General features: G+C 63.6%; 21 protein-coding genes. 12 read left to right on the top strand and 9 right to left on the bottom strand.

The window, feature by feature from the left end; translation table 11 throughout:
* Positions 1 to 204: 204 nt before the first annotated feature.
* The 5 genes from O0881_RS28080 to O0881_RS28100 are packed head-to-tail and all read right to left on the bottom strand — an operon-like array spanning position 205 to position 9,491.
* Positions 205 to 933 (bottom strand): DUF2135 domain-containing protein, encoded by a 729-nt coding sequence (locus O0881_RS28080; RefSeq protein ID WP_289913951.1) that lies wholly within the window; start codon positions 931 to 933, stop codon positions 205 to 207.
* Positions 934 to 962: 29 nt separating this feature from the next.
* Entirely contained in the window at positions 963 to 2,660 is a 1,698-nt protein-coding gene (locus O0881_RS28085) for a DUF2300 domain-containing protein (RefSeq protein ID WP_289913952.1), read from the bottom strand.
* Positions 2,660 to 7,195 (bottom strand): alpha-2-macroglobulin, encoded by a 4,536-nt coding sequence (locus O0881_RS28090; RefSeq protein ID WP_289913954.1) that lies wholly within the window; start codon positions 7,193 to 7,195, stop codon positions 2,660 to 2,662. The genes O0881_RS28085 and O0881_RS28090 overlap by 1 nt, the downstream gene beginning before the upstream one ends.
* Positions 7,196 to 7,203: 8 nt before the next feature.
* Positions 7,204 to 7,878 (bottom strand): DUF1175 family protein, encoded by a 675-nt coding sequence (locus tag O0881_RS28095; RefSeq protein ID WP_289913956.1) that lies wholly within the window; start codon positions 7,876 to 7,878, stop codon positions 7,204 to 7,206.
* Complete coding sequence (locus tag O0881_RS28100) at positions 7,875 to 9,491, bottom strand: DUF2138 family protein (protein ID WP_289913958.1); 1,617 nt, start codon at positions 9,489 to 9,491, stop codon at positions 7,875 to 7,877. Before O0881_RS28100 ends, O0881_RS28095 begins: the two co-directional genes overlap by 4 nt.
* Positions 9,492 to 9,626: 135 nt before the next feature.
* Here O0881_RS28100 and O0881_RS28105 point away from each other — a divergent pair, with 135 nt between their 5' ends.
* The 9 genes from O0881_RS28105 (at position 9,627) to O0881_RS28145 (ending at position 18,323) form a co-directional block, all read left to right on the top strand.
* Complete coding sequence (locus tag O0881_RS28105; RefSeq protein ID WP_289913960.1) at positions 9,627 to 11,147, top strand: radical SAM protein; 1,521 nt, start codon at positions 9,627 to 9,629, stop codon at positions 11,145 to 11,147.
* 57 nt (positions 11,148 to 11,204) lie between these two features.
* A complete protein-coding gene (locus O0881_RS28110) occupies positions 11,205 to 12,338 on the top strand; it encodes an ABC transporter permease (RefSeq protein ID WP_289913961.1) in 1,134 nt (377 codons plus the stop codon).
* The gene (locus O0881_RS28115; protein WP_289913963.1) at positions 12,338 to 13,234 is read left to right on the top strand and encodes an ATP-binding cassette domain-containing protein; all 897 of its coding nucleotides are present in this window, start codon (positions 12,338 to 12,340) and stop codon (positions 13,232 to 13,234) included. The genes O0881_RS28110 and O0881_RS28115 overlap by 1 nt, the downstream gene beginning before the upstream one ends.
* The gene (locus O0881_RS28120) at positions 13,234 to 14,193 is read left to right on the top strand and encodes an MlaD family protein (RefSeq protein WP_099666176.1); all 960 of its coding nucleotides are present in this window, start codon (positions 13,234 to 13,236) and stop codon (positions 14,191 to 14,193) included. The genes O0881_RS28115 and O0881_RS28120 overlap by 1 nt, the downstream gene beginning before the upstream one ends.
* A gap of 12 nt (positions 14,194 to 14,205) precedes the next feature.
* Positions 14,206 to 14,832: an ABC-type transport auxiliary lipoprotein family protein gene (locus O0881_RS28125; protein ID WP_289900482.1), complete on the top strand. Its 627-nt coding sequence runs from the start codon at positions 14,206 to 14,208 to the stop codon at positions 14,830 to 14,832.
* Complete coding sequence (locus tag O0881_RS28130; protein WP_289913965.1) at positions 14,829 to 16,016, top strand: VanZ family protein; 1,188 nt, start codon at positions 14,829 to 14,831, stop codon at positions 16,014 to 16,016. The genes O0881_RS28125 and O0881_RS28130 overlap by 4 nt, the downstream gene beginning before the upstream one ends.
* Before the next feature lie 40 nt (positions 16,017 to 16,056).
* Entirely contained in the window at positions 16,057 to 16,374 is a 318-nt protein-coding gene (locus tag O0881_RS28135; protein WP_034781335.1) for a ferredoxin, read from the top strand.
* A 35-nt stretch (positions 16,375 to 16,409) separates the two neighbouring features.
* Positions 16,410 to 17,063: an alpha/beta hydrolase gene (locus O0881_RS28140; RefSeq protein WP_289906930.1), complete on the top strand. Its 654-nt coding sequence runs from the start codon at positions 16,410 to 16,412 to the stop codon at positions 17,061 to 17,063.
* A gap of 114 nt (positions 17,064 to 17,177) precedes the next feature.
* A complete protein-coding gene (locus O0881_RS28145) occupies positions 17,178 to 18,323 on the top strand; it encodes a D-alanyl-D-alanine carboxypeptidase family protein (protein WP_099668326.1) in 1,146 nt (381 codons plus the stop codon).
* Between the two features lie 70 nt (positions 18,324 to 18,393).
* Here the strand turns inward: O0881_RS28145 and O0881_RS28150 are convergent, their stop codons facing one another.
* The 3 genes from O0881_RS28150 to O0881_RS28160 are packed head-to-tail and all read right to left on the bottom strand — an operon-like array spanning position 18,394 to position 22,324.
* Positions 18,394 to 19,791 carry a cytochrome c gene (locus tag O0881_RS28150; protein ID WP_289913967.1) on the bottom strand — a complete coding sequence of 466 codons (1,398 nt, stop codon included), beginning with the start codon at positions 19,789 to 19,791 and terminating at the stop codon, positions 18,394 to 18,396.
* A 14-nt stretch (positions 19,792 to 19,805) separates the two neighbouring features.
* Positions 19,806 to 21,593: a GMC family oxidoreductase gene (locus tag O0881_RS28155; RefSeq protein ID WP_257218818.1), complete on the bottom strand. Its 1,788-nt coding sequence runs from the start codon at positions 21,591 to 21,593 to the stop codon at positions 19,806 to 19,808.
* A 38-nt stretch (positions 21,594 to 21,631) separates the two neighbouring features.
* Positions 21,632 to 22,324, bottom strand: coding sequence for a gluconate 2-dehydrogenase subunit 3 family protein (locus O0881_RS28160; RefSeq protein ID WP_289900485.1), 693 nt, complete (start codon positions 22,322 to 22,324; stop codon positions 21,632 to 21,634).
* Positions 22,325 to 22,554: 230 nt separating this feature from the next.
* Here O0881_RS28160 and O0881_RS28165 point away from each other — a divergent pair, with 230 nt between their 5' ends.
* Together O0881_RS28165 and O0881_RS28170 are read left to right on the top strand one after the other, a co-directional pair.
* A complete protein-coding gene (locus O0881_RS28165) occupies positions 22,555 to 23,118 on the top strand; it encodes a TetR/AcrR family transcriptional regulator (RefSeq protein WP_218965297.1) in 564 nt (187 codons plus the stop codon).
* 56 nt (positions 23,119 to 23,174) lie between these two features.
* Complete coding sequence (locus O0881_RS28170) at positions 23,175 to 24,101, top strand: aldo/keto reductase (protein WP_289913968.1); 927 nt, start codon at positions 23,175 to 23,177, stop codon at positions 24,099 to 24,101.
* Here O0881_RS28170 and pssA read toward each other — a convergent pair.
* Entirely contained in the window at positions 24,098 to 24,838 is a 741-nt protein-coding gene (gene pssA / locus O0881_RS28175; protein WP_289907057.1) for a CDP-diacylglycerol--serine O-phosphatidyltransferase, read from the bottom strand. The genes O0881_RS28170 and pssA overlap by 4 nt on opposite strands.
* Positions 24,839 to 25,107: 269 nt before the next feature.
* Here pssA and O0881_RS28180 point away from each other — a divergent pair, with 269 nt between their 5' ends.
* On the top strand, positions 25,108 to 26,061 hold the full coding sequence (locus O0881_RS28180) for a CAP domain-containing protein (protein ID WP_354670233.1): 954 nt from the start codon (positions 25,108 to 25,110) through the stop codon (positions 26,059 to 26,061).
* The last annotated feature ends 45 nt before the right edge of the window (positions 26,062 to 26,106 follow it).

The following is a 26,106-nucleotide window of genomic DNA, read 5'->3' on the forward strand; positions in this document are numbered from 1 at the left end:
TGTTAATTGTTAAAGAACTGTATTCAGTACTGCTTTCGCGCTATCGACAAAGCGTTGTGTTTGTCAGCTGCGAAGAAGGAAGAGTATGAAGCATTTCAGCACAATCGTCAACACCTTCTTTTCCTCATCTCACTCGGCATTTGCATGCGTCGTTCAGCGAGGGGGCGAATTATAGCCAAGCAACAGCGTGTCCGCAAGAGCCATTTATGGCAAGACGAACGATTTCACCAAGGTCAGTTCGCCCGCGGCCCGCATCGGCACCTGGAAGCTCTGCAACTTTTCACGTGGCGTGCCTTCGTTGGTGATGATCGATATGCGGGCGACGGTCAGCATGGCGGTGTTCTCGCCGCTGCCGTAGTAATTCACATAGACGTGATAGTTGCCCTTCACGGGCGCCGAACTGGAGAAAATCTCCGGACCATAGCCGGTGGTCACGTCCACATCCAGCGCGCCGCCATCTTTCAGGACGCGATTGCCGTACCAGGCATGGCCGCCGTCCGGCGTGACCACATGCATATCGAGGTCGGTGCCGGCGCTGTCCCAGGACAGCACGATGCGCAGGCGCGCCTGGGTCTTGCCCTGGTAGCTGTCGACAAACTGGGTGCGCGCGCGGCTCCGGCCATCCGGCGAGCGCACTTCCACGCTGTTCGAACCGCTGCCGAAGCCATACGGACGGCCATAGCTGCCATCCTCGCCCACTTCCATCGGCATCGCCACGCCATTGACCACCAAAGTAGCGGGCTTGCCCTTGACGGCGCCTGCGATGCGTCCCCGTATCTGCGCCGTCTCGGCCTGGCCCGGCTGCAGGTTGACCGACGCGGCGGGGTAGTTGACCGCTTGCGTGTATTGCTCGCTGGCGCCGGCCGAATTGCGCCAACCACTCTTGGGGGCGTCAATGGTGACCTGGGCCTGCGCCCAGATTGGCAATAGCATTAGCGGAATCGAGCAGCGGATATAAAAACTCACAGGGCCTCCAGGTTAAGGTCGACGAGCCGGCGGGCCAGCCGCTCGACATATTCTTCGTCCTGGCCGCGCGGATGGTTGCGCAGGCCAAGATGCAGGTATTCATGGGCCAAGGTGATGCGGTCTTCGCGCGTGGCCAGCGGCCGCATGAAGATACGGTTGCGCGATTGTTCCGAATACGGCGCGCCGCTCTGCAAGGCGCACACCAGCGGCGCTGGCGACGGCGCCTCGTAGCCGGCCTCGCGCAGCAGCACGCGCTGCCAGCGCAGCACGGACCGCGCCAGCCAGTCCTCGTTCTGCGCCAGGCGCCGGCAACGTGCGCCGGTATTGCCAAAGGTACTCAGCGCGCCGCCAGGATACGCCGCCGCCAGCAATTCATCATAGTACTTGCCTTGTCTGGCCTGGCGCACCGCCTCGCTCCACGCCATCGTGCCCTCGGACGGCTGGTTACTGTGATAGCGCACGGTGACGCCATCGACGATCAGCTGGTCGGTCCAGCGCGCAATCGCCAGCGCCGCCGGCGTGGCGGGGCTGGGACTGACGCGCTGGGTCGCGCTGCTGTCAACGATCTGCTGGCAGCCCGCCACCGTCACCGCGTTCTGCTGCAGATACGTGCGCGCGGCGATCGCCAGCGCCTTGGCCGCTTCCGGCTCGCCGGCGTTCGCTTCGCGGTCGAGCACGCGCGCCACATATTCATTGACGCCGAAGCGGCCGCGCAATTGCGGACGGCCGCCCTTCTCCTGCAACAGCATCAATTCGCCCGTGCTGCGCAAGGCGAGGTTCTGGCCATTCTCGAATTGCACATGGTAGCGGCCATTCAGCGGGCCAGCTGCGGCCACGCCACGCTCGCCGCGCACGGCGCGGATCGGATAGCGCTTGAAGTAATCGACGACCACGCAGCCGCCATCGTCGGCCGCGCCCACTTTCGGCAAACTGGCGGCCAGCTTGGGCGCCCACTGTGCGAAGACATTGCTGCTGCCGCCCGCGCCGCCAAACCAGATCGGCGTGCCGTCGGCCAGCCAGCCGGCCGCGCCGCCGATACGCTCTTCTGCCTGACCCTTTTTCTGCTCGTGCCAGGAATACGTCTTTACGCGCAGCTGGCTGCCGAACCAGCGCGCCGTACCGGCGCCGCGTCCGTCGAGCACCACGCGCAGCAGCGCTGCCTCGGCATCCTCGCGGCTGGCGGCCGGGATGCTGTCCAGCGCGCGCAGCAGGCTATCCAGGCGCACCGTGCGCGCCGGCGCCATCTGCGCGGGATCCGCCAGCCAGGCAAAGTCGCCTGCCGGCGCGCTCCCCAGACGGCCGCGCCAGTACTGGCGCCACGGCGTGGCCGTGATCATCAAGCGCTTGGGCGAGAAAAATGGGCCGCAGGACTGCGCCAGCGCCGCGTCGTGACCGATGCTCTGGCCCGCATCGCAGCAATACACCTCTTCCGGATCGCGGCCACCGCAGCGGTAATCCGGCATCGCTACCTTGTTATCCGTCGCATAGACATACACGAACAGCTTCCACAGGCTGGCCAGCGGTACTTGCCGCGCACCGTCAAACGGCGGCGAGAGGGGCTGCGTGGCGCCGCCCTGGCGCAGCTGCCGTACTTCCGTCTTGCCATCACGCCACCAGGCCACGTCCAGCGATGCAGACCACGCAGGTACGGCCAGCAGCAGGGTTGCCGTCAATGCAGGAAGTGCAACGCGCATCACTCGACCTTCAGCGCGCGCGTGGTCTTGCCGCCGCCTTCAAAGGCTTTCTGCTCCGGCTGATACATGCGGTAAAAGCGCGCAGGCGGCAGCACATAACTGCCCTTCTGCGCAAAGCGCAGCAAATGGCGCACCGTCACGTCGCCGGCCAAAGGCTCGATGGGCACGGCATAGCCGTCGCGGCGTTCGGTGTGGCGCGCGCGCTCCAGCGCGGCCGGCTTGTCACCCGCCATGACCATGCCCCATGTCGTCGATTCGACCATGGCGCCCGGCGGCAGCGCCACTTCCAGCAAGCCAAAGCGGTGCTTCGCTCCCGGTGCAGCCTTCAAGGTGATTTCATCGAGATACAGCGCGTCCGTGCTCAGCGCCTCGCCCGGCTTGACCAGCTCCGTCGTGTAGCCGCCCTTGCCCGCCTTCATGCGCAGGATGCGGCGCTCGACGGCAACCGGTAAGGTTTGTGCTTCGACGGCGTGGCTGTCGTACTGCAGCACGGCCACCGTGCCTGCGGGCGCCGGTGCAGCGAGACGCAGTTTGTCGGGCTGGCCCTTGGCGTCGCTCCAGCGCCAGACCGGCTGGCCGCTGCGGCTGTCGCGTTTTTGCCAGGCGCCGTCCAGCATGACGGCCGGCCCCTTGCCGAACGATGCGCCGCCCAGCTTCTTTTGCACCCACATCAACGTCATCGCGCGGTCCAGGGTCGGCATCTCGGTGCGCACGCCAGCCAGCACCGCGTCGGCCTGCGATGGCGGTACTTCGCCGGCCAGCATCAGCAAGGCGTGTGCCACCGGCGCTTTCGATTCGCGCAAGACTTGCCAGGCGCTGGCCACTTGCAATTGCAGCCCATGCGGCAAGGCGACGCCATTCTGGCCGGCGACCAGCGCCACCAGGCCCAGCGACATCGCCTGCGCTTCGCGATCAAGGGCTCCGCCCAGCAGCAGGCTGCCGCTGTCGCCCGCCTGGCGCGGCTTGCCACCCAGGACGGCGATGGCGCTGTCGTCCACCAGGCCGGCTGCCAATGTCTGCGTGGGCAAGCCCATTTCGCGCGCCATCCACAGCACCAGCGCGCGGTCACCCATCGCATCCTTCAAGCCATGCTCGCTGTAGACGGCCAGCAGCTTGTTCCAGTGCTCGGGCGGCAGCTCGATGCGCAGCGCGCGCGCAGCGTACCAGTCCGCATAGTAGGCGTAGGCCGTCATCAAGGCATTGCCGGCCGTGGCATTGCCCCACCAGCCGAAGACGGCGTTGGGGCCCGCCATGGACACCAGGCGCAGGCGCTGCGCCGTCAGCAGCGTTTGCAGACGCTCACCCGCCGCGCCGGCGTCCGGCCCCAGGCTTTGCGTGGCCAGCGCCAGCGGAATCAAACGGCTTGCCGTCTGCTCCACGCAGCCATATGGATAGTCGATCAGGTCGTCGGCAATGCGCGCGAACTGGCTGGCTGCTCCTTGCGCGAACGAGACGCGGATATTGCGCGCGTCCGCCGGCAGCTTGAGTGGAATATCAGCAGTGGCGCCATCGAGCGGCAGCACCAAGGTGCGCGGGCTGCTCCAGGCGGCGGGCAAGGTATGCATGGCCGCGTCAAGCGCGTCGACCACTTTGCCATTCTGTTTCAGCTCCAGGCGCAGCGGACCGGTAGCGCCAGCAGCGAGCGGAAACTCGACGTAGTTGACGCCCGGCTTGGCGGACAGTTTTTCCGTCTTCGGCTGCGCACCACCGGAGAGAACGACGTCGAGCGCCTGCTCCTTGCCCGTCTGGTTGAACACGGCCACCGAGGCACGCGGCGCATCGCCGGCGCGCATCCAGTCCGGCGCCGTCCACTTGGCATAGAAGTTCTTGTCCGACCGCAGATAGGCGGTGCGCTGGCCCACGCGCCCCTGCTCGTCCATCGCGCGGCCCGTGATACGCCAGCGGGTCAGCGCGTCCGGCATGGTAAAACTCACGCGCGCATTGCCATTCGCGTCGGTCTTCAGCGATGGCGCCCAGTACGCCGTATCGATATTGTCGCGGCGCGGACGTTCGAGCACCTTGACGCCGCGCTCGTTGTAATTGTGGCGCGCGGGCGCGCCGGCGGTGCGGCCCTGCGCCATGTCGTAGCTGATGAAAGACAGGCTGGCCGTGGTGCGCACGTTGTTGCGGCGCGGATGGTAGAAGAAGTCGCCGATATCCGGCGCGATTTCCGGCTGCAGCACATAAATCATTTCATCGACCACGCCCAGCGCCACCATGGTGCTCAGCGGCTTGCCGTCGAGGGTGGCCTTGACGTCCAGCGTCACCTTCTCGCCGGGCTGGTAGACTTCCTTGTCGCTCTTGAACTGCAGCGCGATGCGCGGCTCGATCACTTGCAGACCGGCATTTTCGAAGACGAAATCGCCATTGCGCGTGTATGCCACCGAAAACGTCATGTTCGGGCCATGCTCCTCCTTGACGGGGATGCGCACGCGCCACTGCCGCGGCGCCACGCGCTTCGCCTGGTACCAATCCGCGGCGCCGGCCATCAAGCCATGGTGCTCCACCTTGTCGCGTTCGAGCGTCAACAGCGCCTGGTCGACCTTGTCCGAGAACGTGATCAAGGCTTCGGCGGTGTCGCCCGGACGATAGCGGGCGCGGTCCAGCACGATCTCGATGCTGCCCGGCGTCGTTTGCACGCCATCGCCGGCGACCCAGTGGCTGGCGGCGGCCAGCAGGTTGCCCCGTTCGTCGCGCAGCGCCAGCTGATACGAACCCGATGCGGGGAATGTCACGTCCCAGCCCTTGGCGTTTGGATCGAATGCGCCCTCGGTCTTGCCTTGTTTTTCCAGCTGCACCATCTCCCAGCGCACGGGCTTGGCCGCGCCCTGGCCATCGGCCAGCAAGTCGAAATGCACGGACTGGCCCGGATCGGAAAACTGGCGCGCGGCCTTCAACTGGTAGCTGCTGCTCGAGCGTTCTATCATCAGCTCGCGCGTCGCCTTGACGCGGTAGGCCGCGCCATCGGTCGCCAGCACGGTCAGGATGTAGCGCGAAGGGTCGGCGGCGGGCGGCAAGGTGAAGTCCACATTGCCGCTGCCGTCGCTCGTCACTTCCTCGGTCTTCAAGGCCACGGGGAACAGGCCGCTGTAACGCAACTCGCCCTCGACCATGGTGTTTTGCTGGCCGCGCAGCGACAAGGTCATCTTCGCGTTTTTCACCGGCTTGCCATCAGGGTAGCGCAGCGCGATGCTGCCCTTGACCGCCTCGCCCGTCTTGAACTCCGGCTTCGATGGCTGGACGTTGATTTCAAAGTGCGGCTTGATGTATTCGGCCACGCGGAAGGCCGCGCCATATACGCCATCCTTGTAATTGAAGCGCAGTTCATAGCCGCCGGCGGTGGCCTCCATCGGCAGGCGGAAGCGCGTGTCGGCGCCCGTGTCGCCGGACAGCTGCAGCGTTTGCGTCAGCAGCGGCGTGCCATTCGGATTGAGCACGGTCAAGCTTAGCGGCGCGCTGGCCGCCGCCTGCGAGTTGCGCGCCGACGTGAATTCGCGACCCACAAACTTGACGTTGACCTCGTCGCCGGGCCGGTACAGGGGCCGGTCCGTCACCGCATAAATCTTGGTATTATAGATTTCGCTGTCATAGTAAAAATTCTCGGAAACGAACACGCCGCCGGCGCGGTCCTGGCCCAGCACATACGTGTGTTCGGGGCTGCCGCGCTCGAGCGATGCGACACCGTCGGCGCCCGTGGTGGCCGACTGCAGCACGCCGGTGCCGTCGGTCCACGCCACGCTGGCGCCGGACACGGCGGCGCTGTTGTCGCGCCGTGCCGTCCACACCAGCATCTGGCCGGACGATACCTTGGTGACGGCCACCGTGTCCGACACGAACACCAGGGTGGTGGCGCGGTGTTCGCCGATGATCGCTTCGATCAGGTACAAGCCAGGCTGGCGTTTGCCCAGCGGGATCATCACGTTGCCGGCGCCGGCGACGATGAAATCGCTGCTCGATCCATCGAGCTTGACGCCTTTCGGCGGCGTGATGGCCTTGGCCTGCCAGATCGGATAGCGGAAGCTGTCGACCAGCTCCATGCCCTTGATCGGCTTGTATTGCGGATGGTTGGCGAACACAGTGCGCCGGCGGATCGCGTCATTCGTCGCCAATTGCGGCTGCTCCTTCGTTACCGCAAGGCGCGCCTCGCCGGAAAACAGCTTGCGCCAGGCCAGGCGCGACTGCTTCCACCAGCTATCCCATAGAAAGCTCAAGGTGTTGGCCAGGCCCTCGCCCTGGTAATTGCCCTCCACCTGGATGCGGTGCAGATTGCGCTGCTTTTTCAGGAATTCCATCGGTTCGGGCACGCGGTAGACGACGATGTCGGCGCCCGAATACGCTTCCAGGTTCATGCGCCCCATGTCGCGCCCCGGCACCTCGAGCCGCACGCGCGCTTCATCAAGACTGCCGTAACTGGCATCCGACAGCAGGAAGAAGGGTTCGCCCTTGAAGGTGGCGTAGTTGCTCGGTTCGCGTTCCTGCGCCGAGGCGCCGCCAATGAGGACCAACGCCAGCAGGCTGGCAAATAACAGCTTCATGAGAAGCTTCATGACAGGAACGCCAGCCGGAACACACCGGCGAAATTCGGATTGTTGACCACAGGTTGCCACCGCGTGTCCTTCCAGCTCGTAAGTTCTTTGATATCGACGGTCCGCAGACCATTGTCGTCGGGGGTGACGGTGCCGGTGTGGTAGGCGATGCGCGCCCCCATCCAGACCATCAGATGCTGTTCGTCGCCCTGGTCGAAAAACAGCAGGTCGCCGGGCAGCGCCTGGCTGATTTCGCGGGCGATGAAACGGCTGTTGTGCTGCACCAGCGCCAGCGCCGTGACGAAGTGGCCGACCTTGCCATCCGTCTGCACCCAGCGGTTGCGCAGGGCCGCCTGGGCCGCGCTCAATTCCAGTTCGGGCGGCAGGCGCCGGTCGCTGGCGATGCCGTTCGCACGTAGCCATTTCGCGTCATGCACGGTGAGCGCCTCATTGACGGCAAAGCGCACGAGGCCCGCGCAATCGCGGTGCGTCCAGCGCGGCGACGGCCCCCGTTCGATCTGCACATTGACAATGCGCAACATCCAGGCCTGGAAGGCGCGGCTCTGGGCTTGCGACAGCTGCACTTGCGGTTCGGTAGCCGCGCGCAGGGCCCACGCCCGGGGCACTGCCACGGTGGCGGCGCAAGCCGCGAACCAGCGCAAGGCAGCGCGGCGCGCGTGCCGCACCGTCATCGCGCAGTCTCCTGCCATTCCAGCGCTTCCCATGCGGTGCCGCTGGCTGGCTGCCGCTTGAGCACCATGCGCAGCGGCGGATATTTTTTCAAGGCGTTCAGGCGCGGCACCAGGTGTTCGTTGGCGGCCGCGCGCAGGACCGGTTCGTTATTCGCCGGCAGGGTATCGAAGGCTTCCAGCTGGATCAGCCGGGCCAGCGACGCGGGCGCGATCAGGCCGATGGTGTGCGCGCCATCGGGCAGCAGGTCGCTGGCGGCCGGCGCCTGCTTGCGGCGCACGGCCAGCACCTGGTCCACCAGCTTGCCGTCGGCCGAGAAGACAACCGTATTGCCGGCCACGGCCAGCGCCGGCGTGGACTGGCCCAGTGCCGTGGCGACGCTGCGCTCCCAGCGTACGAACTCACCTTTACTATCCTTGCCGGTCGTCTTGCGCACGGGGTCCTTGCCGCCGATGGCCGCCTCGAACAGGCTGCCATATGCAGCGTCATCCCCGGCCTGCGCACTGCGCGTGGCGACAAACACCGGCGTATGCAGTCGCGACGTGCCGTACCAGCAGGCGGCGGCCGGCCCTTGCAAGTGCCCGGCCAGCGGCACCACCGGCTCGGAAGTCTTGCTCCCCAGGCGCTTGAGCACGGGTTGCAGCGCGGACCAGTCCACCGGCACGCTGAAGCAGGCGCTGGGACTGTGCGGCAGCACGGGCCACAGGGCACTGCTGTCATAGCCGCCGTTTTTCAGCTTGTCGGCATTGAGCAGCACCTTGGACTGCCAGGCGCCCTGTTGAAAATCGAAGCGCAGCGCTTCGAGCGCGCCAAAGAAGGGCTGGTAGCCGAACGACAGGAAGTCCGCCTTGACGGCGATGCTGTGGCCCTCGGGCGCGGCGCCGTCGAGATGGAATTGCGGATGAAAGACGTTCTGTTTGGCGGCTTCGGGCGCCAGCAGGCTGGCCACGGTTTTCTCGGCCGTGCCATCGCCGCTCTTGCCGTCGCTGCCGCCATACAGCATGCCGGGATGGGACAGGACGACCAGGCGCTGGCCGTGCGCGGCAAACAGCAAGGTACGCTGGTAGGCGTAATTGAGCGCATACACGGGCACCTGGCCGCCATCGACGCGCAAGTTGCCGGCCACGCGCATTTGCGTATCCTTCAAGGCGATCTTGCCCGCTTCCTCGAGCAGGCGCGTCAGCTGGTTGCGCGACACGGCGATGGCAAAATGCTTGAGCGAGCCGTCGGCGTCGCGCCACAGGGCCACTTCCGCAGGCTGGTCCAGCACCATGCGCAGCAGCTGGTCGCCCCATCCCAGTTCATGTTCGTAGGCGATGCGGCGCAAACTGCCCTTGAGCCCCAGCCGGTCTTCGCTCTGCTCGTAATAGAACAGGAAATCCTCGCGCAGCACGTCGCGCGCCAGCGGCACCGCCAGCAAGTCGCGCGGCAAGGTCGACAGGCTTTTCGTGCGGACCAGCGCGTCGGGCCTGGACAAGTCCAGCTTCAAGCCGTTGACCGGTCCCATCGCGCCCCAGCCGAAGACCCGGTAACCGACCAGGGCGGCCGCCACCACGGCCACGCCAGCCAGCGCCCCGAGCAGAACTTTCTTGTTGAGTACTTTTTTCGCCAGCACCGTATATCCCTTTTTACCTGCCGTAGCATTGACAAGTTAGTAATTATTGACAAATGGTAACATGGCATTTGTGGCCGCAGCGCACAGCTGACGCGACAGCGTAAAATAGCGGTTTCGCCGTTTCAATCGCCTCCCATGACCATCCTGCTCTCCACCCTGAACGCCCGCTACACCCACGCCTCGCTGGGATTGCGCTATTTGCTGGCCAATATGGGGCCGCTGCAAGCGCAGACGCGGCTGCAGGAATTCGTCATCGGCACGAAAACGACGGAACTGGTCGAGCGCATCCTCGTCAACAAGCCGCGCATCATCGGTTTTGGCGTGTATATATGGAACGTCGAGGAAACGACGAAACTGGTGGCCATGCTCAAGCGCGTGGCGCCTGAAGTCATCATCGTGCTGGGCGGGCCGGAAGTGTCGCATGAGGCGGGTGAGCAAGAGATCGTCAAGCTGGCCGACTACCTGATCACGGGCTGGGGCGACGTCACCTTCCCCAAGCTGTGCGGCGAGATCCTCCACGGGCCCAAGCCACTGATGAAGATCCATGCGGGCGTGCAAGCCCCGCTGGCGGAACTGCAGCTGCCCTACTCCTTGTATACAGACGACGATATCCGCCACCGCACCATCTACGTGGAAGCGTCGCGCGGCTGCCCGTTCAAATGCGAATTCTGTCTGTCCGCGCTGGACAAGACGGCCTGGCCCTTCGCGCTGGAGAACTTCCTGGCAGAAATGGAATCCCTGCATGCGCGCGGCGCCCGCCTGTTCAAGTTCGTCGACCGCACCTTCAACCTGAACATCAAGACCAGCCTGAAGATCATGCAGTTCTTCCTGGACAAGATCGAGGCCAATCCCAACGACCCGATCTACGCCCACTTCGAGCTGGTGCCCGACCACTTGCCCGACGCCTTGAAGGAAGGCATCAGCAAGTTCCCGCCCGGCGCGCTGCAATTTGAAATTGGCATCCAGAGTTTCAATCCGGACGTGCAATCGCTGGTCAGCCGCAAGCAGGACAATCAAAAGGCGGCCGACAACATCCGCTGGCTGTGCGAAGAATCAAACGCCCACCTGCACGTGGACTTGATCGCCGGCTTGCCGGGCGAGGATGAAGCGAGCTTCGCGGCCGGTTTCAACAAGCTGGTGGCCCTGAAACCGCATGAAATCCAGTTCGGCATATTAAAACGGCTGCGCGGCACGCCCATCATCCGCCATACGGAAAACTATGGCATGGTGTTCGACCCGCACCCGCCGTACACCATCCTGGCGAATAAACAACTCGACTTCATGAGCATGCAGCGCCTCGTGCGCTTCGCCCGCTACTGGGATCTGGTGGCCAACTCGGGCCGCTTCGCCAATACGGTGCAATGGATGCTGGGCGATGCGCCGTTTGAAAACTTCATGGACTTTTCGAACTGGCTGTACGCCCACACGGACGCCACCCACCGCATCGCCATGGAACGCCTGGCCAAGCTGGTGGCGCAATGGCTGCAGACGCGCGGCATGAGCGCGCTTGAAGCCAATGCCCTCGTGGCCAGCGACTATGCGGGCGGCGCGCAAGCAGCCGCGCACGCCAAGCCAGCCGAAGTGAGTACTAGCAATGCCAAGGTGCGCCCGGACGTCGCCCTGCCGCAGCGGCAGGCGCGCCACCTGGCGTCCTGAGGGGCCGGCGATTGAACAGCGGTGGCGGTCTGCGCCATTCTCCCTTAAACTGGCACGATGCCGACTGTACAATCGCCGAAACTGACCCTCTCCCAGACCAGCTCCCAACAGGGAGCCCTTGTCACTGCCAGCGGCACCTGGCAGGTGCACGCGCTGGCGCATGACAATGCGATCAAGGCCATCGATGCCCAGCTCAAGCCCTTGCAGGGCGATGCGAAGGCGCAATGGGACCTGTCCGCCATCGACAGCATGGACCATATCGGTGCCCAGCTGTTCTGGAATGCCTGGGGCAAGCGGCGTCCCGCGCAACTGACCCTGGCGCCGTCGCAGGAAGAGTTTTTCCGGCGCATCGAGGAAACGGGACCGCTGCAAACGCCGCCCTCGCGCGCCAACCGCCTCACGCCCGTGATGAAGCTGGGCATGGCTATTTTGCTGTTTTTCCAACATTTGAAGGGTTTTATCGCCCTCGTAGGCCAGGTCACGCAGGATATCGGCCGCTTTGCGCGCCATCCCATGCGCGGGCCGTGGCGCGAAATTTCCGCCAATATCTTCCATGCGGGCTTCCAGGCGCTGGGCATCACAGCCCTCGTGGGCTTCCTGATCGGCGTCGTGCTGTCCTATCTGTCCGCGCAGCAACTGCGCGCCTTTGGCGGCGACATTTACCTGGTCAACCTGCTGGGCATGAGCGTCATCCGCGAACTGGGGCCATTGTTGGCCGCCATCCTCGTGGCCGGCCGCTCCGGTTCGTCCATCACGGCCCAGCTGGGCGTCATGCGCGTCACGGAAGAGCTCGACGCCATGCTGGTGATGGGCATTTCGCACGGTTTCCGCCTGATCATGCCGAAAGTGCTGGCCCTGGCCATTTCCATGCCCCTGCTCGTCATCTGGACGGATACGGCCGCGCTGATCGGCGGCATGGTGGCGGCCAAGGTGGAACTGAACCTGTCGGCGCGCTACTTCATCCAGAAGCTGCCGGACGCCGTGCCGCTGGCCAACTACATGATCGGCCTGGGCAAGGGCGTGATTTTCGGCATGCTGATCGCGCTGGTCTCGTGCCATTTCGGCCTGCGCATCAAGGCCAACACGGAAAGCCTGGGGCGCGGCACCACCACCGCCGTCGTCACGGCCATCACCGTGGTGATCCTGGCCGACGCCGTGTTCGCCATCGTCTTCAATGGAGTGGGCTACTGATGGCGGACGACACCAATATCGCCTGTGGCACGGGCAAGGAAGGCCAGTTCAACCTGCATGGCGACGCGCCCGTGGTGGAAATCACCAATCTGTGGACCAAGTTCGGCCGCACCGTCGTGCACCAGGACTTGAACCTGGAAATCGAACGGGGCGAGATCCTTTCCATCGTGGGCGGCTCCGGCACGGGCAAGACGGTGCTGCTGCGCCAGATGCTGGGCCTGGAACATCCGGCGCGCGGATGCGTCAAAGTCTTTGGCGAAGATATCAACCAGGCAAGTTCCGACCAGCTGCAGCAATTGCGCAACCACTGGGGCATGCTGTTCCAGCAAGGCGCCCTGTATTCGGCCCTGACCGTGTTCGACAACGTGGCCCAGCCGATGCGCGAATTGCGCGTGCTGCCCGAGGCGCTGGTGCACGACGCGGTACTATTGAAAATGAATATGGTGGGCCTGGGCCCGGAACATGCGCTGAAAATGCCGTCGGACTTGTCGGGCGGCATGATCAAGCGCGTGGCCCTGGCGCGCGCCCTGGCGCTGGAACCGAAGCTGCTGTTCCTCGACGAGCCGACGGCCGGCCTGGATCCGGACCTGTCGGAAAGTTTCGTGTCCCTGATCCAGTCGCTGCACCGCGAACTGGGCTTGACGGTGGTGATGGTCACGCATGACCTCGACACTTTGTTCGCCCTGTCCACGCGCATCGCCGTGCTGGCGGAAAAACACGTGATCGCCATCGGCCCCACGCGCGAGGTGATCGAAGTCGACCACCCGTTCATCAAGCAATTTTTCCTCGGCGACCGCGGCAAGCGCGCACTGGCCGTCCTCGACGAGAAACAGGCGGCCGGCAAGGCGGCGCAGCCGGGCGACGACGCCGGCACAGACAAGAAAGCGGAGAAGTAATGGAAAACAGATCACATGCCCTGATGACGGGATTTTTTACACTCACCCTGCTGGTGGCCGCCATCCTGTTCGGCGTCTGGTTCAACCGCGACCGCGTGGAACGGGTGCCGTACCTGCTCGCCACCACCCTGTCCGTGCCGGGCCTCAATCCGCAAGCGACCGTGCGCTACCGGGGCCTGGAAGTGGGCAAGGTGGACGCCATCGACTTCGACACGCAAAAAGCGGGGCAAATCCTCGTGCACATCAGCGTGGCGCCCGACACCCCCGTCACGAATACCACCTTTGCCACCCTGGGCTACCAGGGCGTAACCGGTATCGCCTACATCCAGCTCGACGACGAGCACGTGGGCTCGACACTGCTGGGCACCAGCAAGGACAAGCCTTCGCTGATCCCCCTGCGCGCGGGCTTGCTCGACCAGCTGGAAAAGCGCGGCAAGCGCATCCTCGACCAGGCCGAACAGATCACCAACAAGGTGAACAACCTGCTCAGCCCCGACAACCAGGCGGCCATGCTGGGCGCCTTCAACGAAGTGGGCAAGGCGGCCAAGGCCTTCGGCGCCATTCCGCAGCAGCTGGAACCGACCCTGACGCAATTGCCGCAGCTGACGGAACAAACGCGCCAAACCTTGACGGCCGTCAGTACGGCCAGCAAGAACGTGTCGGACTTGACGGCCACGTGGAAAAAGCTGGGCAACGATATCCAGGCGCCCGGCGGCGTGCTCGAGAAAGTCAATGGCACGGTCGACCGGGTCGGCAATTCCGTGGAAACGGTGGCGAATGGCGTGTCGCTGGAAGTCTTGCCGCAGGTAATCGAGCTGAGCGGCGAGGCGCGTTCCTCGATGCGCGCCCTGAAAACCACCATGAGCACGCTCAATGAACAGCCGCAGAGCATCTTGTTCGGCGCCCCAGACATTCCGCCCGGCCCGGGCGAGCCCGGTTTTTCGGCGCCGGGCAAATAAGGAGATTGCACGATGAACTTCCCCCGCTTTTCCCCTGTCAGCGTGCTGACCCTGGCCACGGCATTGTTGCTCGGCGGCTGCGCCAGCCGCGGCCCCGTCCCCACTTTCTATGACTTCGGCCCGGCCGCGCCGACGGCAGCCGCGCAACCGGCCACGCCAGCCGTGCCCGTGCCCGTGCTGGTGATCGCCGACGCCAACGGCCCCTCCTGGCTCGACAGCCAGCGCATGTATTACCGCCTGCTGTACGCCGACGCGCAGCAATCGCGGCCGTACGCCTACAACCGCTGGAACACGCCGCCGCTGCAGCTGCTGAGCCAGCGCCTGAAGACGCGCGTGGCGCAAAGCGGCGTGAAAGTGCTGTCGACCACGGACGCGGCCGCCGGCATGCCCCTGCTGCGCATCGACGTCGATGATTTTTCGCAAAACTTCGATACGCAGACGCAGAGCAGCGGCCACGTCTCGCTGCGCGCCTCGCTGTTCCGCGGCCACCGCCTGATCGACCAGAAAACCTTCAGCCGCAGCGGCCCGGCAAGCAGCGCCGACGCGCAAGGGGGCGCGCAAGCGCTGGCGGCGGCCTCGGACGCCATCGCCGCCGACCTGCTGACCTGGCTGGGCACGCTGACCATCCCGAAAGAATGACGGCGCCAGCTTCCCCCGCCAGTCCGGCGGCACCACTGCCGCCCGTCCGCTCCTCGCCCGTGTCGCGCGCGACCCTGCTCGCCTACGTCTTCCTGATCGTGTACGCCAGCTGGTTTCCATTCACGGGCTGGCACAGCAATGGCTTGTCGCCGCTGACGTTCCTGGAAAACACGCGCATGCCCCGTTACTGGACGGGCTTCGACGTGGGCATCAACGTCGTCGGCTACATCCCGCTGGGCGCCTTGATCGTGTATTCGCTGTTTCCAAGGATCACAGGTTTCTTTGCCGTCATCGTCGCCAGCCTGTGCGGCGTGTTGATTTCCGGCAGCATGGAAGCCGTGCAAACCTATCTGCCCAGCCGCGTTTCGTCGAACCTGGACTTTTATACGAATTCGGCCGGCTGCTTCATCGGTTCCCTCATCGGCGCCTTGACGGCGCGCAAGCTGCTCGACCACAGCCATTTGTACCGCCTGCGCCAGCGCTGGTTTGCCCAGCACGCCAGCCAGGGCCTGGTGCTGGTGGCCCTGTGGCCGCTGGCGCAGATCTATCCGCAAGGCTATCTGTTCGGCCTGGGCCAGTTGCTACCCATCCTGTCGGACTGGCTGTCGCGCCTGGCGGGCATGGAGATCGACCTGGCCACCTACCTGCGTCCCGACGTGATCTTAACTGTCGAGCAATATTGGCTTTCAGAAACCATCATCACGGCCTGCGGCATGACGGGCGCCGTGCTTACCTTGCTGTGCCTGCTGCGCCGCGCCGCGCCCCGCGCCGTGCTGATGCTGGTCCTCATCGCCGCCGCCCTGACCGTGCGCTCGATGGCCAGCGCGCTGCTGTTTTCGCCGGAAAACGCCTTCGTCTGGATCACGCCGGGTGCCCAGGGCGGTTTCCTGATCGGCCTGATCATGCTGGGCGGCCTGGCGTTCGCGCCCCACGTGGCGCAACGCCGCATCGCGGCCGCCACCTTGCTGCTGAGCCTGGTAATGGTGAATACGACGCCGATCAACCCGTATTTCATGTCGACCTTGCAAGGTTGGGTGCAAGGCAAGTTCCTCAACTTCAATGGCGCGGCGCAATTCCTCGCCTTGCTGTGGCCCTTCATGGCCCTGTGGTTCCTGTGCCTGCCCTCGCACCGCCTGAACCGGCAGGAAGACGCGCAGCGCCAGCGTCGCGAAGACCACCCATAAGCGTTATCATGGCGCATTGATGAATCAGCAGGAGAATAGTATGAGCGACGCACCGTATTTTGAACGCCACGTTTTTTTCTGCATGAATAAACGTGAAGACGGCCGCAACAGCTGCGGCGACCATGGCGCGGAAGCGGCGCAAAAGCATTGCAAGCGCCGCATCAAGGAGCTCGACATGAATGGCGCGGGCAAGATCCGCATCAACCAGGCCGGCTGCATGGACCGCTGCGAAGAAGGCCCGCTGCTGGTGATCTACCCGGAAGCGACCTGGTACACCTATGTCGACACCAGCGATATCGATGAAATCATCGATACGCACCTGGTGGGCGGCAAAATTGTCGAACGCCTCAAGATTTAATGCCAATTTAAGAGATACCCACCAGTATGAGCATCATGAACAGAAACTCGGAAAAATTTACCCTCGCCGGCCATGCAGGCAGCATGGAAGGCTTGCTCGATTTCCCGGCAGACACTCCGCGCGGCATCGCCCTCGTTGCCCACCCGCACCCGCTGTACGGCGGCACGATGGATAACAAGGTCACGCAAACCCTGGCGCGCGCGTTTGTCGCGCTCGGTTACGTGGTGGCGCGCATCAACTTCCGCGGCGTCGGCGCGTCCGAAGGCGTGCACGACCATGGCGTGGGCGAGACGGACGACATGCAATTGCTGTATGAACACATGCGCAGCCTGTATCCGGGCTTGCCCGTGGCCTTGTCCGGTTTCTCGTTCGGCACCTTCGTGCAATCGAAACTGCAGGAACGCCTGGCCGCCGCCGGCACGCCCGCCGAGCGCCTGGCGCTGATCGGCAGCGCGGCCGGCAAGTGGGCCATGGCGGACATTCCCGCCGACACCATCCTGATCCACGGCGAACTGGACGACACGATTCCCCTGTCCGCCGTCTTCGACTGGGCCCGTCCACAAGACATTCCCGTGATCGTGATCCCCGGCGCCGACCATTTTTTCCACCGCAAGCTCAATCACATCAAGAACCTCGTGATTGCCCTGTGGCATGGTGACAAACCCGCAATAGCAGCAGATGATCATTGAAGTGTGGGCTTACTAGCGCCTCCACGGCTATAATTGATCCGTTTTTTCCACGCGGCCATGCAGGTAGCAACAGCATGGCCCTCAGCCTTCATCTTTTTCTCGCAGACCAGCCCCATGAAAAAACTTTTAGCGGCACTGGCCTCCAGTGTATTGTTCTTTTCCGCCGCCTACGCCCAAAGCGTTCCAGCCCCGACCATCGCCGCCAAGTCCTGGCTGTTGCTTGACGCCACCAGTGGCCAGATCATTGCTTCGCAAGATCCAGACGCGCGCATCGAGCCGGCTTCGTTGACCAAGATCATGACGGCTTACCTGACGTTTGCCGCCATCCGCGAAAAGAAACTGGCGCTGGACCAAAAAGTGAATGTGTCCGTGCGTGCCTGGAAAGTCGATTCGAGCAGCTCGAAGATGTTCATCGACCCGGCCACGCCCGTGTCGATCGACGACTTGCTGCATGGCCTGATGATTCAATCGGGTAACGATGCCGCCGTGGCACTGGCTGAAGCCGTTGCCGGCGATGAAGGCACCTTCGTCGTGCTGATGAACCGCGAAGCGCAACGCATGGGTCTGAAAAACACGCGTTTTGCCAATCCGCATGGCTTGCCTAGCCCAGATAACTATTCCACAGCACAAGACCTGTCCGTGCTGGCCAAGCGCGTGATCGCCGACTACCCGGAATTCTACAAAATCGATTCCGTGAAAAGCTTTACGTACAACAAGATCACCCAGCCTAACCGCAACCGCCTGCTGTGGCTGGACCCAACCGTGGACGGCATGAAGACGGGCCACACGGAAGCGGCCGGCTATTGCATGATCGCCTCGGCCCGCCGTCCAGGCGGCACCGGCGAGCGCCGCCTGATCTCCGTGGTGCTGGGCACCACGTCGGACCAGGCCCGCACGCAGGAAAGCCAGAAGCTGCTGAACTGGGGCTTCCAGAACTTCGATACGGTCAAGCTGTACTCGAAAGGCCAGGCCGTCGCCACGCCGGAAGTGTGGAAGGGCTCGAAAGGCACCGTGAAAATCGGTTTCGCCCGCGATGTGCTCGTCACCGTACCAAAAGGCACGGCTGCCAAGATGAAACCTGTGCTGGAACGCAAGGACCCGCTGGTCGCGCCACTGGCTGAGAACGCGCCTGTCGGCAAACTGAAAATGATGGTCGACGACAAGGTCCTGCTGGAACTGCCGGTCGTTGCGCTGGAAACCATCAACCAGGCCACGATCTTCGGCCGCGCCTGGGATTCGATGCGCCTGTGGTTGAAATAAGCAGTTAGCGTTCCCCATAAAAAATGCCCGCAGATGCTGCGGGCATTTTTTTCGTCTTGCGTTACGTCAATTACTTCGTCGGCGCATCCTTCAAGTGCGGCTGGCGCACCACGGGCGGGAAGGTGCCGTGGCGGCCTGCGGCAAACGTCGCTTCCGTCTGCGATGGCTCCACCGGCACGGACACCTTGCGCACCTTGGCCACCTGCGCCGCCGTCACGGGCGTGCCGCGGTTGCCCCAGCTGGTCTGGATGAAGGTCACCACCTGGGCAGTCTGCTCATCGTTGAAGATGTCGGCATACGGCGCCATCGTCAGTGCCGACGGCGCCATGCGCGTGGCCGGCACGGCGCCGCCCGACAGCACGATGTTGATGGCAGACGTGGGATCGTTCGTCTGCAGCACGGCATTGCCGGCCAGCGCAGGGAAAGCCTTGTCGTAGCCCTTGCCGTCGGAACGGTGACAACCGGCGCAACGGTCCAGGTACAACTGCGCGCCCGTGGAATGGACGATGCCGCTGAACAATTGCTTGCCCAGCTTGTCGTCCGCCACGAAGGCGGGCGTGGCCGGATTCGATGGCGGCAACGATTTCAGGTATTTCGCCATCGCCGCCAGGTCGCCATCCGTCATGTGCTGCATGGAGTGGGCCACCACGTCGTTCATGGCGCCGAACGAGGCCGTATGGCTGTTGCGGCCCGTTTTGAGGAATTCGGCGATCTCCGCCGCGCTCCAGCGCGCCAAACCGCCGCCGTGTTCATTGCGCAGCGAGGGCACGGACCAGCCGTCGATCACGCCGCCGCCCGCCAGGAAGGTGGTATTGCCCTCATCCGTCAGCGACTTTTCCTGCATGCCCACGCCGCGCGCCGTATGGCAGGCGCCGCAGTGGCCCAGGCCCTGCACCAGGTAGGCGCCGCGCAGCAATTGCGCGTCGCCCGTGACCGGCGTTTTATACGGCTGCGGCGTGGGAGCGAAGGCCCAGCGCCAGATGGTCAAGGGGAAACGCATCGACAATGGCCACGGGATGTCGGCCGCCTTGTTCGGCGTCGGGTCCGCCTTCACGCCATGCATGAAGTAGGCGTACAACGCCTGCATGTCCGCCTCGCTCAGGCGCGAGTACGACGGATACGGCATGGCCGGATACACGGTATAGCCGTGCTTGGTCACGCCCGTGCGCATCAGCTTGTCGAAATCGGCAAAGCTCCAGTCGCCGATGCCGGCCTTCTTGTCCGGCGTGATGTTGGTGGAATACACCTTGCCGATCGGCGTTTCCATGCCCAGGCCGCCCGCGAACGGATGGCCTTTCGTGCCGGCCGTGTGGCAGGCGATGCAGTCGCCCGCGCGGGCCAGGTATTCGCCCTGGCGTATCAGCTGGGCGTTCGGAGTGGTGGCAGCGGCCGTGGTGGCGGACCAGGCAGTGCCGGAGGCGAGCGCCAGCAGCAGCGCGCCCACGGTATGGGTGAATGTGTTGTTCATCTTCTTGTTCTTTATCAAGCGACCAGGGGACGGGGATCTTTCAGGTATTGCTCGCGGATGGCCTTGGCCGACCAGTAGGTCAGCGCGCAAGCGAGGCCAGTCGGGTTGTAGCCGATGCCGACCGGGAACACGCTGGAGCCGACGGCAAACACGTTGTGCACGTCCCAGCTCTGCAGGTAGCGGTTGACGACGCTGGTCTTGCGGTCCGCGCCCATGGCCGTGCCGCCCGCCCAGTGGGTGGTCTGGTAGTTGCGCAAGTCGAGGTGGTCGCCCACGTTCTTGACGGACACCTTGATAGCTTCCGGATTCATGGCCTCGGCCACCTTCATCATCTTGTCCGTGACGAAACGGCTCATCTTGATGTCGTTTTCCTTCCAGTCGAAGGTAAAGCGCAGCAATTGCTGGCCATACTTGTCCGTATAGGTGGGGTCCAGGTCGACATAGCAGTCGCGATACGTCATGTTGGCGCCGTGACAGTCGAAGGATACCGTGTTCAAATAGCTCTTCTTGACGGCCTTTTTCCAGGCAGAACCCCAGGCGGGCGTGCCGTCCGGCGTGGCGATGCCGGAAATCGGCTTGGAGCCGGCCGGGTTGCACCAGGCGGGCGAGCCGCCGACAAAACCCAGCGGGCCATGGTCGAAGTTGTCGCCATTCCAGTCGTCGAGCGCGACGCCCGTGCCGCCGGCGCCGATGAAGGGGTTCGTGTTCGTGTCTTCCTTGAAGAAGGTCTGGATGGTGGACATCATCTGGTAGGCGATGTTGCGTCCCACCACGCCTTCATTGCTGACGGGGTCATACGGCTTGCCAATGCCCGACAGCAGGAACAGATGCGCATTGTTGTAGGCAAAGGCGCTGGCGATGACCAGGTCGGCCGGCTGCTCGACGGCCTTGCCGTCCGCATTGATATAGGTCACGCCCGTCGCGCGTTTTTTGCTGCCGTCGAGGTTGATGCGCACGACGTTGCAGTTGGCGCGCAATTCGAAGTTGGCCACCATGCGCAGGGCCGGCATGATGTTGACGTTGGGCGAAGCCTTGGAATAGTTATAGCAGGCGTAGCCGGAGCAGAAACCGCAGAAGTTGCACGGTCCCATCTGGCAGCCGTACGGGTTCGTGTACGGGCCGGACGCGTTCGACGAAGCGTTGACGAAGGGGTGGTAGCCGACGGCCTTGGCCGCGCGGCGGAACAGCTCGGCCGTGTATGGCACTTTTTGCGGCGCCAGCGCGTAATTGTCGGAGCGGTCGCCCTCGAACACATTGCCGTCGCCGACGACGATGCCGTTGACCTTATATGCCTGGCCCGAGGTGCCGAAGACTTTTTCCACAAAATCGAAGTGCGGCTCCAGCTCGGCGTAAGTCACGCCAAAGTCCTGGATCGTCATGCCTTCGGGGATGAATTTCTTGCCGTAGCGGCGTTCGTAATGGCTGCGGATCTGCAGCTCTTCCGGCAAGACGCGCCAGTGCATGCCCGACCAGTGCAAGCCCGCGCCGCCCACGCCCGTGCCGGGCTTGAAGGCGCCGATCTGGCGGTAAGGCACGGCCACGCCCGTGATGCTGTGGCGGAAGGTGAACGTGCTTTTCGACATGTCCTGGAACAGCTTGCTGCGCTGGATGTAGGTCAGCTCGTCGAGGGTCTTCGGATAGGCGCCGTCGGGATAGGTGTCGCGGTACTCGCCGCGTTCCAGCGCGACCACGTTCAGGCCCGCTTCCGTCAATTCCTTGGCCATGATGGCGCCGGTCCAACCGAAGCCGACAATCACGGCATCGACAGGCTTCATTTTTACATCTGGTTTGATATCACTCATGATGGTTTTTCTTTTTCTTTGATCTGCTACAAAAAGTCTTATGCGATAGAAACAGGGGGCAGCGGGTATTTCTTGCCATACTGTTCCACCCAATCCATGTAGTCGGCGCGCGCGCCGGGGAAACCGACCATCTTCCAGGCCAGCATGTCCTTATTGCCGCCGTGCACGGGATCGCAAAAGTAACCTTCGCGCGTGTTTTGCAGCAATTGGTTAAAGAAGACCTTGGCCGGCACTTCGCCGATGTCCAACGTTCCCTTTTGCAATTGCGTGATGACGGCGTCGCGCTCGGCCCCGTTCAGCTGCACGAAAGGCTTGCCCGACTGTTTATGGACGGCTGCGTTGACGCCGGCCAGGGCGCTCTTGTACAGCTCGCGCGGCGCCATGTGGAACTGGTAGCCGAACTGTTCGATCGACGGCACGAACGGCCCCTGCATGTACCACAGCGCGCCATACGCGTAGGGCGTGTTCATCTGCGCATCGATGAATTCATGCGCGCCCGATTCCAGCGCGCCCGGCCCTTCGCCGTCGGCGGGGATCAGGCGGTCGACCAGCGCCGTCAGGGTGGCCCATTCGGTGGCGTCGAAAAAGCGCGGTTTGTAGGCAGGCTGGTCCTTGGAGACGGCCATGGCCAGGCCGCCGCCGGCGCCGGCCAGCAAGGCCACGGCAGGCGCGGCGCCGACGGCCTTGCGCAGGAAGTTACGCCGATGGGGCGAAATCCCGATGATTTTCATAGGTTTTCCTCAGGCGGCACGAGCCGCCACAGTGATGGATGTGGGAGTCAGAAAGAAAATGCGGACACGCGCCGCGGAGAGTGCAGATTTCACGTAGAGATGACTGGAGTATCGCGGCGCGGCGTACCTGCCTGTCGGTTAATTGATCAGGATGATTGACAAGCAGTTGCTTTGCATTTACGGTGCGCATCGTACCATAATTAAAAGAAACATTCAGAGACAGGTTAGACGTGATCAAAAAAGAGGCAGTGGCGCGTGGCCGCCCGCGCAAGGCGGGTGTGGAAGATGCGGTATTGGAAGCGATCGTCATGCTGGTGCGCCTGCATGGGCTCGACGCGGTGACTATACAGATGGTGGCCGACGCTGCCGGCGTGGGGCGCCAGACGATCTACCGGCGCTGGCCGCGCCGCGAAGACATGCTGCTCGACGCGCTCGTCAAGCGCACGGCGGAAAAGCTGCAGCGCGCGCTCGACATGCCGGACGGCCAGGAAATCGAGGCGATCTGCGCGCGCATCTTCGACAACCTGAACGCCGACGGCCGCTTCACCTGCGATTTATTGGTGCTGATCCACAACGATGCGGCGGCGCAACTGCGCTTTCGCGAGCAGATCGTCGCGCCGTGGATCAGCCTGGTGGTGCAGCGCCTGCTCAACATCGGCGTGCGCGCCGACCTCGACCTGCGCCTGTTCGCCTTCATGCTGCAATCGGCGCTCGTGTACCAGATGCAGCTGGGCGGCCAGCTCGATGCGGCCTTGCAGGAGCGGTGTTGCCGCTTTATCCGCAGCATGCTCTAGATTAGCTGGCTATAATCGTGGCGAGTCCCCTCACGCCACCATCAGAAAGCCAGCCCATGAGCCATGTATTTCCCGCCAGCCTGCAAGCGCCGCGCAGCCGTTTGAGCAGCAACGGTCCCGAACTGTCGCGCATCGTCGCCGGCATGTGGCGCATCGGCGAGTGGAATATGTCTGCGCAGCAACGCCTGGCCTTCATCGAGCAATGCCTGGCGCTGGGCGTATCGAGCTTCGACCATGCCGACATCTATGGCGATTACAGCGCCGAAGGCCTGTTCGGCGAAGCGCTGGCCCTGCAGCCGGGCTTGCGCGACAAGATGGAGCTGGTCAGCAAATGCGGCATCAAGCTGCTGTCGCCGCACCGTCCCGGCCATGCCATCCAGCATTACGACACGAGCGCGGCGCACATCACCAGTTCCGTGGAACACACCTTGCTCCAGTTGCAGACGGACCGCCTGGACTTGCTGCTGATCCACCGCCCCGACCCGCTGATGGATTTCGACGAGATCGCCGGCGCCTTCACGCAATTGAAAGCGGCGGGCAAGGTCTTGCACTTTGGCGTGTCGAATTTCAGCCGCCACCAGTTCGAGTGCCTGCACCGGCGCTTCCCGCTGGTGACGAACCAGGTGGAATTTTCGCCGCTGCACGTGACGCCGCTGTTCGATGAAACCTTCGACGGCTTGCAGGACGTGGGCGTGGCGCCGATGATCTGGTCGCCTCTGGCGGGCGGACGGCTGTTCCAGGGCGGCGATGCGAATGTGGAGAACTTGCGCAATGTCATCAAGCAGATCGCGGATGAACTGCAGCGTCCGTTTGCCAGCGTGGTGTTCGCCTGGATCATGCAACTGCCATGCCGCCCCCTGCCGCTGACGGGCACGGGCCGCATCGAAGCCGTGGGCGTGGCCGTGGAAGGCACGCAATTTTCGCTCAGCCGCAGCGACTGGTTCGCCATCCTGCGCGCCGCGCGCGGGCACGAGGTGGCTTAGTCTATCTCGTCCGGGTCATTAAAGACTTGCGGCAACGCAATACCCCGCCAGCCCAGGTGCCACGCCAGGTTGAGCGCCAGGGTGGCGCCGATGTAGACGGCGAAGAACAGCGCGAAGAAGCTGGTCTTCAGCCACACCAGCAGGGCGACGGCGACGATCAGCACCAGCAGCGCGGCCAGGCTTTTCTTTTGCTTGGAGCTGGGGAAACGCAAGGTCGACACCATCAGGCTGCCCACACCCACCAGCAATAGCATCAGCAGATAGCTGTGCAGCATGGAATCGATGGGCGCCGGCCAGGCCACCACGACGGCCGCCACGCAGGCGGCCCCGGCCGTGATCGGCATGCCGACGAAATACAGGGGATCCGTCCGTCCCACGTTCACATTGAAGCGCGCCAGGCGCATGGCGCCGCAGGCGACAAAGAAGAAGCTGGCCATGCCGCCAAAGCGCAGCAGCAGCGGATCGTGCACGCCCATCTGCACGAAACCGTAGCAGTACAGCAATACGGCCGGGGCGCAGCCGAAATTCATCACGTCGGCGATGGAATCGAGCTGCACGCCGAACTGCGAGCTGGTGTTCGTCAGGCGCGCCACGTAGCCGTCGAGCGCGTCGAACACGCCGGCCAGCACCAGCAGCGCGGCCGCCAGCCGGTAATCGGCGGGGTTGCCGACACCGGCGTTATCGACGGAGATGACGATGCTGGCAAAACCGCAGGCTATCGAAAGCAAAGTCACCATGCTGGGCAAGGCGTATTTGGCGCGCTGCAGGCGCGACTTGGGCAATGTGTTCAAATTTGTGGGCAATCAAAGTAGCGGAAATGAGGCAACGCAGCGGCAAACGCTGCACTATGCTCATTCTACCCTGCGCAGCTGCGGCACCGTCTGCGCACGAGCACGCGACATATCTTGTCATTGATGCTCTACGGCACATAAAAATGCCTTAGAATCGTTTCACAGGGCAGCACGCCGGCCCCCACCGCTGCCCGCCTACCTATACAGGAGTCAACTTGATTGTCTCGTCACTGCGTTGGAAGTACTGGATACCCGCCCTGCTGAGTGCAGCCCTGCTGAGCGCCTGCGGCGGCGGCGATAACGGCGGCAAGACGTCGCTGAACACCTCGACCCAGGCCGGGCAGCTGACACAGGAGCCGGGCGCTCCCGTCCTCAGCAACAATATCGCCACCGATGGCTTCAACTGGATCAATTACCGGCGCGGCCAGATCGGCCTGGCGCCGCTGGTGCGCAATAGCCAGATCGACAACGCGGCACTCGGCCACTCCAATTATCTGAACAGCAATAATGTGGTGGTGCACAATCAAGTGAAAGGCAAGCCCGGCTTTACCGGCGAAACACTGTATGACCGCCTCACCGCGTCCGGCTATGGCGTCACTTCCGTCTGGGGCGAAGTCATCGCGGGCGTGTCGACCAATTCCGGTTTCTACATGGCGGAAAACCTGATCACGGCCGTGTATCACCGCTTCCTCATCTTTGAACCGGTCTTCAAGGAAGGCGGCGCCGGCGCGGCCGTCAACAACAGCGGCTATGCGTATTTCACCACCGACCTGGCGGGCAACAGCCGCTACGGTCCCGGCTTGCCGGCCGGCCAGATCGTCAGCTACCCGTTCGACGGACAGACCAAGGTCGCCACCAGTTTCGCCAGCAATGAAGAGGAACCCGATCCCGTACCCAACCAGGACGTGGTCGGCTACCCCATCAGCGTCCATGCGAATTTCGACGCCACCCTCAGCGTGACGACATTCACCGTGCGCCAGCGTGGCACCGGCGTGGATTTGACGGTACGCCTGCTCAGCAAGGAAACCGATGCCGTCAATACATCGCGCTCGGTAGCCGCCATCATCCCGCTGGCCCCCCTGCTGGCGGCCACCACCTATGACGTGAGTTTCATCGGCAAAGTCAATGGTGCGAGCGTCACGCGCAACTGGTCATTCACGACGCGTTAGTCTGGCAGCGTCTGCCAAGCGGACGCAGTAGCGAGGGCAACTGGA

The sequence above is a fragment of the Janthinobacterium sp. SUN100 genome, from assembly GCF_030397705.1.
GTDB classification, from domain to species: Bacteria; Pseudomonadota; Gammaproteobacteria; order Burkholderiales; family Burkholderiaceae_D; genus Janthinobacterium; species Janthinobacterium kumbetense.